At 65.4% G+C, this 12,179-nt stretch carries 7 protein-coding genes and 1 pseudogene; 1 reads left to right on the top strand and 7 read right to left on the bottom strand.

Features of this window, described 5'->3' with window-relative positions:
- On the top strand, window positions 1-200 hold a 200-nt coding region (locus LJE91_01230), incomplete at its 5' end, for a hypothetical protein (protein MCG6867379.1).
- Window positions 201-279: 79 nt separating this feature from the next.
- Here the strand turns inward: LJE91_01230 and LJE91_01225 are convergent.
- From LJE91_01225 to pglX, 7 genes and pseudogenes are all read right to left on the bottom strand, one after another.
- Window positions 280-897, bottom strand: a pseudogene (locus tag LJE91_01225) (transposase).
- 95 nt (window positions 898-992) lie between these two features.
- On the bottom strand, window positions 993-1,241 hold the full coding sequence (locus tag LJE91_01220; protein MCG6867378.1) for a hypothetical protein: 249 nt from the start codon (window positions 1,239-1,241) through the stop codon (window positions 993-995).
- 99 nt (window positions 1,242-1,340) lie between these two features.
- Window positions 1,341-3,437 (bottom strand): DEAD/DEAH box helicase, encoded by a 2,097-nt coding sequence (locus tag LJE91_01215; GenBank protein ID MCG6867377.1) that lies wholly within the window; start codon window positions 3,435-3,437, stop codon window positions 1,341-1,343.
- Window positions 3,434-4,753: a BREX system ATP-binding protein BrxD gene (gene brxD, locus LJE91_01210; protein ID MCG6867376.1), complete on the bottom strand. Its 1,320-nt coding sequence runs from the start codon at window positions 4,751-4,753 to the stop codon at window positions 3,434-3,436. The genes LJE91_01215 and brxD overlap by 4 nt, the downstream gene beginning before the upstream one ends.
- Window positions 4,750-7,395, bottom strand: coding sequence for a BREX-2 system phosphatase PglZ (pglZ, locus tag LJE91_01205; GenBank protein ID MCG6867375.1), 2,646 nt, complete (start codon window positions 7,393-7,395; stop codon window positions 4,750-4,752). The genes brxD and pglZ overlap by 4 nt, the downstream gene beginning before the upstream one ends.
- A gap of 12 nt (window positions 7,396-7,407) precedes the next feature.
- The gene (locus LJE91_01200) at window positions 7,408-11,064 is read right to left on the bottom strand and encodes a phage resistance protein (protein MCG6867374.1); all 3,657 of its coding nucleotides are present in this window, start codon (window positions 11,062-11,064) and stop codon (window positions 7,408-7,410) included.
- 73 nt (window positions 11,065-11,137) lie between these two features.
- Window positions 11,138-12,179: BREX-2 system adenine-specific DNA-methyltransferase PglX (gene pglX / locus LJE91_01195; protein MCG6867373.1), on the bottom strand; the 1,042-nt coding region annotated here is incomplete at its 5' end.

Genomic DNA, 12,179 nt, shown 5'->3' with positions numbered 1-12,179 from the left:
CGCGTTTCCAGCCCTGGAAGCGGGGGGAGCCTTTCGATCCCGCGGCGCTCGAGGCCGATATGCTCCGCTTGCGTAAGTTCTACTTCGATCGCGGATTCCTATCCGCCACGGCCAGCGTGGAGTCCGTTACCCAAGACCCCGCGAGTCTCAGGCGTACACCATCGTCATCAAGATCGACCAGGGACCGGTCACGGAAATAGGGTCAGGTCTTGTCTCTTGCCTTTTCCGTCAGGTTCGCACGCATATTGTAGCCTCCACTTTTAAGGGCTTCGAAAATCGCAGTGTGTCCACAAATTCATCTGAACCCAGATAGATCTGATGCTTGAGCACTTCCCAGGGGGAAGGCTGATTCTTCCCGTCGGCAACAAACTGTCGGTACGCGGTCTGAGCTTCTTGCTTGCTTTCGGCGAAAGCGGCCAGTATCCAGTCGGTCTCCAGCCAATTGGGCGCTACGGTCATTCCTGCCGTAGCCCGAAAGTTACTCCAGGGCCAATTCCGTGCCGTGCGTACGATGCGGGCGCGAACGGGATTGAGAACGACGTAGCGAGATAACTCCAACAGATAAGCGTCTTTTTGCACCAATATGGCCTTGTATCGACCTTGATAGACGTGGCCTACCCGATTGTGGGTCCGGTTGAATCGCTGGGTATAGACGCCGTTCAATTGACGCATGCCTTTGGAGAGGTTGCTGTCGGGAGTTTCGACGAGGAGGTGCCAGTGGTTCCCCATTTGACAGTAGGCGTGGACTATCCAGTTGAAGCGCTCGCAGACTTGTTCCAAGACCTCCAACCAAAGTTCCCGATCGTCATCGCCCAGGAATATATCGTCTCGCCCGTCCCCGCGGGATGTGACGTGGTAAAGGGCTCCGGCAAACTCTATACGTAGCGGTCTGGCCATGGAGGCATGTCTACTCGACCCGCAGTCACGGAACAAGACCTGACCCCTTTTCCTTCTCATGAATGAATAAATATAGCTGAAGTTTCCCGATTTTCTCATGCGACGAGCCGCATGAATGTTGAGAGCAGAGATTTTCTTTCGGGTTTGGTGACTTCTGGGCAACCGATATCAAAACCCTGTTTTGCGATGGTGTCGGCGATCGATCTGCGCACGTCCGCATCGGTAAACGGTTCCGGGATGCGCCGCCACAGGGAATGCCAGATACGTTGCCATTGAATCTTTGGCGAGGCCATGAAGGTGTAGAAGCGCCGTTGCGTCATCGACAGACCGAACAGGCTCTGCATCGAGTCAAGGTACTTGAGTATTAGAATACACTAATATTTGCGCACATTAATGGATTCTAATATTGAACCGTGAAACTTCAGTGGGTAATATTCTGGCGCTCAATGGTTGCGGACTAGGTGCAGGTCCCTTCGCCGTATCCGATCCCATGTCTCCACGCAAAAGAACCGCAAACCGATCATAGACTCCAGCAGCGCTTCCGGAACACACTCCCCGAACTTGTAATCCTCTCGCACCTCATCGGTGACGGGAGGGACAAGATCGTCCGCTTCATCGATCAGCTCGCGGATACCCGCCACGTTCGGCTCGATCCTTCGCTGCCCTTTGATGTGAACGGCGAAATTGTCATACCCAAGCTTCCCTCTGGTTCGCGCCAGCCGGGCCGCAATCGCACTATTCAGGACCCCGCCCCCGAAGGTCCACCACGATGCCCCGTTCTCGTCCCAAACGAGGGTCGTCTTTCCGGTTTCGGCCCACGCGTACTCCGAGAGGACCGCATCGCGTTCGTCCTTTGCACGCCTTGACAGGGACACCGCGGGGACCGAACCTGCAAGCACCTTGAGTACCGCCTGGCTCAGTTCATACGACCACGGTTGGCCGGCACTCAACCAGCGGGATCTGCCCGGTTCGGTGCTCGGTTCGACGAATGCCCGACGGCGCTTCCAGTCCAGATGCTTCACCCGCCAGAAACGGCCCGCAAGAGACAGCGAGATCGTTTCTTCGCGCTTGATCTGAAAGGTCAACTGGTGAACTGCACCGAGTTCCGTCCGACCGTGGTAAACGGTAAAAAGCGGTGGGGTATCGAACACCGAAAACAACGGCAGGTAGTGCCGCTTCCCGAACTGTTCTTCTCCCGCGGACCCGATCGACAGGATCCCCTGGTCCTGGAACAGGTACCCCTGATCCAGCATGTGCTCGACGAGTTGTTCGCTCTCGGTCCGCGTCAGCCGTGCGGCCTGAAACACGCCCCGCAGCCAATCATGCCAGGTATGGCGACCGACACCCCCCTCCTGAAGACACAGCGCCATGACCTGCTGGGCAAGCACCGGAAAGGGTTTTCGTGGTGGCGTCACTGGCTCCACATAACCCGTCGACCAAAGCTCGAGGAGCCCGAGCGTTCGAATGAAGGCCTCGTGGGAGGTCGCCAGAAACAAACAGTTTCGCCGTGACCCGCTGCGTCGCCCGGTTCGACCCAATCGTTGCAGGAAGGCCGCGACGGTCGATGGCGCGTCGATCTGGATGACCCGGTCCAGATCTCCGACATCGATCCCGAGTTCGAGGGTACTGGTGGCGACGATGACGCAGTTGCGGGCCTCGACGAACGCCGCCTCGGCGCGCCGGCGTTCGTCGACGGCAAGCGAGCTGTGCGACACAAAGGTCTGGACGCCGTGCGAGCGCAGCTCCCCGGCCAATGATTCGACCTGCGAGCGGCTGTCGCAGAAGATCAGGCGCTTCTCACCACGATGCAGTCTCGAGACGACGATCGCCGCGTTGCGCAAGGTCCCCACATAGTCCACCGCCACATCGGACTGCATCGAGGCCCCCCCGCCCGGGGCGACGACGACACCGGGGGAGACCCCGCCGGCCTTCAACCACCCGAGCAGGGTTTCCGGGTTTCCCACCGTCGCGGACAGGCCGATGCGCTGCAGGTCTTTTTCCGCGAGGCGGTTGATTCGATCCAGCACCGCGAGCAGGTGCCATCCGCGATCGTCTCCGGCAAAGGCATGGATCTCGTCGACCACCACCGCCTGGATGTTCGCGAACAGGCTGGCCTGATCCGTACGGCGGGAAACCAGCATGACCTCGAGGGACTCCGGGGTGGCCAGCAGGATGTCCGGGGGATCCTTCAGGATCCGGTTTCGATCGCCCGGGCCGACGTCACCGTGCCAGATGCCGACGCGCCGGCCGGTCCACTGCGCATATCGACGGAGCCGATGCTCGAGGTTGTTCAGCAGCGCCTTGATCGGACAGACGTAGAGGATGCTGATGGGCTCCCAGCTCTCGCCGAGCAGGCGCGAGAGCAAGGGAAACAGCGCGGCTTCGGTCTTCCCCCCCGCGGTCGGGGCGATGAGCAATGCACTGCTGCCCGTCAGTATGGGCTCGATGGCCTCCTCTTGCAGGGGCCTCAGCGTCCGCCAGGCCAGCGTGTTGACGATGTGATGCTGGATCGCGGGATGCAGGGAATCGAACGCACTCACAAGTCCAGCTCGATCTCATCGACGTTCGATGCCCCGCGGGCATTGCGTTCGACCTCGGTCAGCTCCGTGTCGCTGACCGTCAGCGCGTAGTGTCGTCGCGGGTCGAAATCCGGGAATTGATCGATCCGGTCCAGAATGTCCGCAACCAGTTTTTTCAGGAATACGCGTGGGGCGACACCGACCTTTCCCCCCAGCTCACCCGTGACGGCCTGCGCCAGATCGTTCAGGTAGGGATCGTCCGCCAGCTCCAGTACGCGTTCGGCGTTGGCGCAGTGGCTGGCGTAGATGTCGCGCACCGTCGCGCCCACCTCGTTCAGCCTCTCCAGGTCAAAGCCCGACAAGCGGATCTGCACGGCCCTGGGGTTATCGAAGCGGGCGTCCGTCGTAAAGTCCACGTGGAACCGCTGCGCAAGCGGAGGCAACCGCTGGACCCCGTTGGGCCCGTCGAAGAATGCCGGTGTCCCGGTCACGAGGAGATACAGTCCGGGATAGCGTCCGGCCTCGACCTCGTCCATGAACTGCCGCAAGGCGTTCAAACCCTTGTCTCGGACGTCGCCGCGCACCCGCTGCAGGGTTTCCACCTCGTCCAGGACCAGCACCAATCCGGATTGACCGGAATCGCGCAGCACGGTCAACAGGCCGCTCAGAAAACTCATGGCGCCGAAATGGTCGATGTCGCCCTTGATCCCGGCCTTGCGTTTGATTCGCGCCGCCACATTCGGCAGTCCGGAGAGCCAGGCAAGGAGTCCGTCGGCGGTCTCCGAGTCGCCCTCGGCCAGGGCCTCGCGATACCCTCGCAGACAGGCCGCGAAGGCGGGCGCCTGTCGCGTCACCTGCTCCAGCCGGCGTTCCATCAGGCGGTTCGTGTGCTCGAGCAGTTCGGCCTCATCGGCCATGCCGGTCTGCAGCACCTCCTCTTCCAGGGTGTAAAACCAGCCGTCGACGATGGACCGCAGGGCCCCGAGCCGCGTGCCGGTCGTCGAGAGATTCTCGACCAGGCGGCGGTACACCGTCTCCAGGCGATGCAGGGGGGTCTCGGTTTCCGAGATCTGCACCTCGGAGGAGGCAAAGCCGCCGCGTCTGGCCATCTCCTGCAGCCACCGGGCGAAGAACGTCTTGCCACTCCCGTACTCGCCCCGAACCGCCTTGAGGACGCCTCGCCCACCGCGCACGGCACCCAGTTCGGCCTCCAGTGCCGGGCGTAAACCCTCCAGACCCACCGCCAGCAGATCGAGACTCGCCGAGGGCACCGTTCCGCGCCGCAGGGCGTCCAGCAGTTCGTCGCGGCGTTGCGGGCTGATGGAGACCCTGCTCATTCGCCGAGCTGAAACTGCTTCCTGAGCAGTTCGATGTCCAGCAACACCGTGTCGGTCGCCTCCTCGACGAATAGCACCTGATAGCCATCGACGTTCAGCAGACGTTGCAGACCCGCGAGGATACCCGGTAGCCGGAACTCCGGCGCCTGGATCGCCTGGGCGAGGATCCGCTTGGGCACGCGACAACGACGGGCCTCCAGCGCGACCAGCACCTCCCGCACCCGTTTCGACGGCGGCGCAAGACGCCCGGCGAGCCGCCTTTGAGCCTCGAACGCTTCGGAGTCGATCAGTTGCCCGATCCAGGCCGATGCCGGAGGCTCCGCCTCTGGCTCGAGCGTCTCGAACAGACTCGCCTGCCTCTTTGCTGCTTGCGGCGTCTTTTTCCTGCGCGGCTTCTCGTCCGCGACGGGGGCCGACGCCAACCACCACTCCGGGACAGACTCTGCCAGTGGTTGCCAGCCATCGAGTTCCTGGCCGATGCTGAGAAAGACCCCGACGGGGACGACAACCTCCTGCAGCGTGGCGCCACCGTGATAGCCGTTCTTCTTCTGACAGTAGCGCGTCGCCTCGCCGCGGAGCAGCACAACGCGATCGGTTCCCGTGGCCGCCCGAATCCTGGGACCCTCGAACGCCATTTCCTGCTCGGACAGGGGTTCGTCGAAGGTCCGCCACCGCGCTTCGGCCCCGCCGGTGAGTCGCTTTCCATCCGCTTCCAGGACGTGTCCATGGTCCGAGGTCAATATCACGGCCCTGCCCGAGACGCGGGCCTCGTGAAGTATGGCGTCGAACACCCGGAACGAATCGACAGACCACGAGAGCCGCAACTGCTCTGACTTGGCGAGGTGATCGTCCACCGCATTGATCACCACGCCGACGACCCGTTGCTCCGGATCGCCGATACGGCCTCTGACCGCGGGCGACAGGCCCTGAGCCGCCGGTTCCGTCAGATCCCCCTTGTGGAACAACACCGGCGGCTTCGCTGACTTCGAAGCTACGCGCAATGCGGCGTGGCTCGCGAATCCCGCCTTCTCGGTCGCACCGGACCCCGCGGCGACCCTGCCCGTCAGCAATGCCGTGCGGGAAAACGCGGTGATGGTGGGCAGGACGGCCAACAGGCCAGCGCGCCCGGCGCCGCCGGTCGAATCGGCCCAGCGCGCCCACCCCCGGTGCCGCAGGTCCTCGCCGAGTTCCTCGAAGACGCCGCCGTCCATCCCGTCGATCACGACGACGAGTACGGGCTGCCTCGCGGCAACGACGCCGGCGACCTCGTCCAGGAACTGCTCGATCGGCAGGAAACCCTTCTCCGGCTTCGGCGATCTGCTCCAGTCACGGAGTTGTCCGGCAAAGCGCTTGTTCTGCCGCTCCCGAAGGTCTCTGACGCGCCGGTAGAGTTGCCCGAACGCCTCGGCAAGCGCCTCGACCGGATCTCCGCCCAGAAGGCTGCGCCTGGCCCAGTCCACGAACGCGCCATCGCCAAGATGGGACCCGACCGCGCCCGCGAGCGTCCGCGTCGTCTCGGGCAGCGGGCTTCCCAGCCTGCGCGCCAGTTTCAAGGCCATGTCCAGGCGTCGCACGCGCTCGGGATTTCTGTCGCACTCCGCATGCCGGCGCACCGCATCGAACGCCGCCTCGATCTCCCCGGGCTCGCCCTGCTTGCCCAGGTAACGCGTCACCGCCTCGCCGAAGGTCGAGAGCCGCTGCTGGAACCCTGAGCGGAAGACGGTACTCAGACCCGCGAAACGCTTGGCCTTCAGGTCCGCCAGGAGTCCCTCGGCGCGTTCGACCCACAGCCGCCGTTCGTCGGGCGGCAGGCCGTCCCACACACCCCTGGCCGCCTCATGCCATGCCCGCCCCCGATCGGCGGTCAGCGTACGCCCCCCCACGAAGGGTTCCAGCCTTGCGATGGCTTGAGACAGCGCCGCGCTACGGCGTCCTTCACCGCAGAACAGCACCTCGCAGACCAGCCCGATGGGCAACAGGTTCTCACCCCGCCCGGCCTCGATCGTCGCCGCGAACAGCACCCCCAGACTCCCGGCCGAGTCGGCCAGGCGGTCTCGCAGGTTCGAGCGCAGCGGCTCGGCAAGCGCCGCATATCGCGAGACGCGCTCCGCCTCGACGCTCCAACGGAGCAGGTCGCCCGCATCGGGCCTTCCGGTGGCGAACCCGAGGTAGTGGCTCAGCAGCGCCCGCCAGGCGGTGTCCGCATCCAGCCAAGCGCCGGCCACGGGAGAGAACCCCCCTTCGGGTCTCGCCGCCAACAGGGCGTCCGCCAACCATCCCTGCATGGGAAGTCGGGGATCGATCCGAATCGCACCGAAGACCTCGCGCACCATCTCCCAGCGGTCGATGCGTACGAGCCGTCGCCCGGCCAGGCGCGCCAGTACGTCCAGACCGAGCGCCTGTTCCGACAACGGCGTCAACAGGACCAGCCCGTCCGCATCCCCGAGGTCGGCCAGCCGCTCGCTGACTTCCAGTCGGGATCGACAGAAGGCCACGGCTACGGCCTCCCCATCGATCGCGATCTCCTCCCCACCGGTCCACCCGCCGGGCGTATGGATCCCGACGATACGCTCCCCGGGGCGATGCCTTCGGATCGCGGTGACCTGGGTCGCGACCTGCTCGGGTGTGGGATTCAGCGCCATGGTTCGCCCGGATTACTCCGCCCGGTATACCTTCCAGTCGATCTCCAGGGTCGCGTCGGTCCGGCCGGCCAGATCGGCCTCGATCTCCGCGAAGACCTCGCGGGCCGCGCTCGCCTGGACCGTCTTTCGTCCTTGTTTCGCCAGCTTGCGACCGGGCCTGGCCGCCTCGGGCGACGGTTCGGGCTTGGCTGGCGGGTGTGCGGCGGTCGCGGCCTCCCCGAGCAGGGAGATCGCCTCGGACTGCGCCTGCTTGAGTGTCGAGGCGAGCGACGACACATGTTCGTCATGGGTCAGGGCGTTGGTGACCAGGCTCGTGAGGGTCCCGGCCCGCTCCTGGTAGGGTTCGCCAAGCGCGCCGATCTTCTCGAACAGGACCCATTGCGCGTTCTGGAGCGCATCGGCCATCAGCCGCGCCTTCTTGACAACCTCGCCCATGGCCGTGCCGGAGGTCTCGATGGTGGCGGCCGCGAGGGCGTCGATGACCGCATCCCCCTCGCTCGCCTGAATGCCGGACAGCAGGGCCGAGGACGCCTCGACCGTCCTGAGCCGATCGGCCCGGGCCACCGGGTTGCCGATTGCCCTCAGGCGGGTCTGCAGTTCGCCCCGCAGGCGGTCCACCTCGCTGCGACAGTCCCTGGCCACCCTCGCCACCTCGTCGACGAGCCTCGCGACGTTCTGCGCATTCAGCAGGGGAGATACCGCGACACCGAGGATGGCCCCTGCACGTTCGACGGCCTCCGTCCAGCGCGCCTCGCCGGGGAGCCGCTGCTCGCGCAGCTCCATCGCGTCGTCCAGGGTTTCCAGTTGCGGATCGGCCGGCCCGCCGTGCAGGTAGAAGCTGCGAGCGGTCTGCAGGGCGAAGCCGAGGATGATCAGGTTCTGGATGTCTCGCGCGAGCCCGCGCCGTTCGGGCCTCTCGATCCACTGCCGGAGGCGCCGGACGGTGAGCTCCTTCACCCCGTCCTGCGCTTTCTTCTGCAGGAACTCGCGCTTCCACTCGTCACGCAGCACGAAATGCGTCTCGCCCATGTCGCCCAGCCGGAGCGGCACCGCGATGTGGCGCACCTCTTCCCGGTGGGGTTTTTCCACCTCCACCCGCCCGTCCCGGGTCTGGGCGGCCCGTTGCACGACGTTCAGGACGCGGCGCAGGCCAGCGCGCTTCACCTCCCCCTCGAACCTCGGGTGATCGGGATACTGCGCCTCCAGTGCCTGGGCGAACAGATGCTCCAGACAGTCTTTGAATCCCGCCCCCACCGGCGGCTGGAGCTTCAGATGTGGGTTCAGCGACAGGAAGTGTTCGTCGAGATCGTGCGAGGTGTCGATGGCCTTCTCGTCGATCCTGCTGATCCCGTAGGCCGCCATCAGGTGGTTCCTGACCCGCTGTCGCATCTGGTCGCGCTGGTTGACCAGCAGGATGCGGGCCTGATCGCGCTCGGTCTGCGACAGGTGTCCGCCGAACTCATTGAGACGATTGCCCGCCAGCACCTGATCGAGCAGGACCAGCCGGCCCAGGTCCTCCACGGCCTTCGGCGTCAGGAAGGAGGGTATCCAGACCAGGGTGTCCGTGGCGTCCCCGCTGGCCTGGAACTCCTGCACCCTCGCCACATCGTCCCTTGGCGAGTATCCGGGCTGATCGAACGGAAAGTCGATCACGAACCGCCAGATGTGGTCCAGGGACTTGAGGTTGTCGAGCGGCAGCTCCCTGATATTGCGGAACAGCAGTTCGCAGCTTCGTTTGCTGCCGCGCCACACCATGTCGTAGCGCGGCGGGAGCAGGTCCCCCTCCGCGGTAGGGATATGCAGGGTCTCGTAGAGGATGTGCTTGACCTTCTGGACGCGGTTGCCGTAGTTGTCCAGGAGCCTGGCGTTCTCGAGCACGCCCTCGGTGTCGACGCCCACGATCTGGAGCGACACCACCGGGTTGGCGCCGTCGTCGGAGACCTTGATCTCGCCGACCCGGCCCGCCCATTGCCGGCACTTCACCAGCACCATCTGGCTTTCCTGACCGGGAATCGGCGATCGTACCGACCCGTGGTTCAGCGCGGCCAGCCTCGCGGGCGTCAATCCCCGCAGCACCTCCACGCCCTCGGCCAGGGCGGACAGCAACAGGGTCTTCAGCAATCGGTCGTCGTTGCGAAAGCGCTTGACCAGGGATTCGTCCGCAATCGCGCCCGAGTCGATGTCCTCCTGCGTCACGCCGAGCTCGTCTTCGAGCATGGGCAGGAGTTTCTGGCGGTAGAGCTTGCGCGCGTCGTCGAAGCGCGCGCGCATCGCCTGGGTGAACGGCTCGTCGCCCTCGGAGATCACATCGAACAGATCGCCGACGGGCACGATGTCCCCCAGGGTCATGACATCCCGGTTGTCGACCAGCAGTTGCAGCATGAGCTTGAGGGCGGTGCGCTCGCGCTGCAGTAGCGACGAGACCGCGACCAGGGTCTCCACCAGCGCGGGGCTGAAGGGGTACACCTGACGGAACATGCCGCGGTCTCCCTCGCGGGTCAGGAGCGTGGCCATCACCTCCTCGCGCACGCTCGCGGTGCGCTCGAACGCCTCGTCCAGGGCCCGGGCGGCCGCCCCGGATCGGGGACGCAGCAGACGCTTCTCGACGATGGCGGGAAGATTCCGGTCCTCCAGCGTGATCTCGTCGAAGCGCGCCTCCCACCAGTTGAGGACGTCCGCGAAGCCGAGCTGCTCGGCGCCGGGGATATGCTCGCCGACCAGTTCGCGAAGGTCCCGCTGCCGCGCGACGAAACTGACGATGGGGATGGGTCTCTCCGCGGTCATGGCCTCGACCAGCTTGGCGACCTTCTGACCTTCGCGGTTGACGAACTCCAGATCCGCGGCGTGGCTGGCGAGCCACAGGATCAGCTCGTCGAGAAACAGCACCAGCGCGTCGTAGCCAAGGCCCTGCGCATGGCGGGACATCACGGCCAACCCCTCGTCCAGCGACACGAAGCCCTCCCTGCCGTCGGCCGCCACCCCCCGGGCCGACTCGAAGAAGGCATCGATCAGGTCCCCGACCAGCCGGGTCCGGTCCTCCGATCCCGGCGTGGCGTCGAGCGCGGATTCGAAGCTCGCCGCATCCCAGCCCGCGCCGAGGCTCCCCCAGCCTTCGTCCGCATCGTCCCCCGCGCCGAGCTGCTTGAAGAAGGCCTCGTCACCCATGTTCCGGCGGATACGCCGGGCGTCCTCGAACAGCGTTTCGGCGCGGTAGAACCCCGGTGTCGGCGCCTGCGGGTGGACCCGGCGGACGTAGTCCGCGTAATGGCCCAGGATCGCGGACTCCATGCTGGTCGCGCCGATCATGTGATAGGGCACGACCAGAAACCTGCGGCGCTCCGTCCAGGCGTTGTTGCGCGCCACCACGTCCGCCAGCTCGGGGATCGAGCGCGCCGCCGGGTTGCGCTGAAGCAGCAGCGTCAGGACCGCCATGAAGTGGCTCTTGCCGCTGCCGAAGCTCCCGTGGAGATAGGCCCCCTTGCTCGAATCCGATTCCACGGCGCTGCGGATCAGCGACAGCGCCTGCTCGAAGCAGACGACCAGTTGCGGCGTCACCACGTAGTTGCGAAGCGTCTCGTCGGGGCGGTTCACCCCCTCGGTGAGCCGCAGGACGAAGTCGCCCTGGTGAACGCGCTCGGGGATCTCGAAAATCTCGGCAATCGAGGTCATAGGCCTACCGTCACCTGGAAGTTATTCTTGAATCGCCGCGCCCTCGGGGGCCAACGGGCTCCCACCCTCTGTCTTACGTAATACGCCGGCGCCGTCGCCGGCGGGGCACCGCGGGCGGTTCCCATTCGTTCAAGTCGTCTTGCGTAAGCCCCTGCTTGTTTAGTTCGGATCTCAGATAGGTCTCGAAGAAGTCGCCCATGCGCTCGTTGTAGTCCGGGTCGATGTCGTTGTGCCATTGCTTGAGCCAGGGCACGAGCTCCCCGAGTCCCGCGAGCAGCGGGGTCAGCCGTTCGGGAGACCAGCCTTCGCGTTCCACCACCTCAGTGTAGTAGCTCGCCAGCGCCCGGGCCTGCTGGAGAGGATCCCAGCCCGCCCAGCCGACCAGGAGCGAGGGGTCGTTCTCGCGTGAACAATGCGGGTAACTCACGAAGCGTTCCTTGGGCACGTCGAGCGCGCCGCGCAGGCGCCAGAACGTGCCATCGAGAAAATCGGCCGAGCGGTATTTCGGCGGCGGCACGATGTCGCCAACCTCCGCATGCCTGCGCCGGCGCTGTTCGGACTCGAGCCGTTTGGAATATTCCTCGTCCGTCTCGCCCTCGATGCGGGTCAGTTCCGCCTCGACCCGGGCGTCGATGGCGTCTTCCTGACGTTGCAGCGCCCAGGTCCGCTCCCAGGACTCGCGCTTGCGCCGTCCCGAAGGCTTGTAGCGCAGCGCGGGCAGAAACGGCACGGCCTCGCGCTCGACCAGTTCGGCGACCAGGCCGGCGGCGTCGAACCCCGGGTGGCCCACGTAGCGCTCCGCGACCCGCAGGAATTCGGTGTCGGTCTGCGCGCGTTCGGCCAGCGTTCGCGCGGACTGCAGTCGCGGTTCGGGCCAGTAGCGCGTCCCTTCCAGGCGGTCCAGCAGCCAGCCGCGCAGGGCCCGCTTCTCCTGCGCCTCCCAGGTCTCCAGGTTCCAGCGCCGCTTGTACTCCGGTTTCTCGATCAAACCGATGTAGCGGTCGGCCTCGATCAGGGCGATGCGGCGCGCCACGATCTCCCGGTAGTCTTGCGGCCAGTCGCCGGGGATCTCCGTGACGGACTCGGAACCGTGGCGCTCGAACCAGGTGGTCTCG

The sequence above is a fragment of the Gammaproteobacteria bacterium genome (assembly GCA_022340215.1).
Lineage (GTDB): Bacteria > Pseudomonadota > Gammaproteobacteria > JAJDOJ01 > JAJDOJ01 > JAJDOJ01.
The sequence above is the reverse complement of the archived record's forward strand: the minus strand, read 5'-3'. Positions and strand labels throughout refer to the sequence as shown.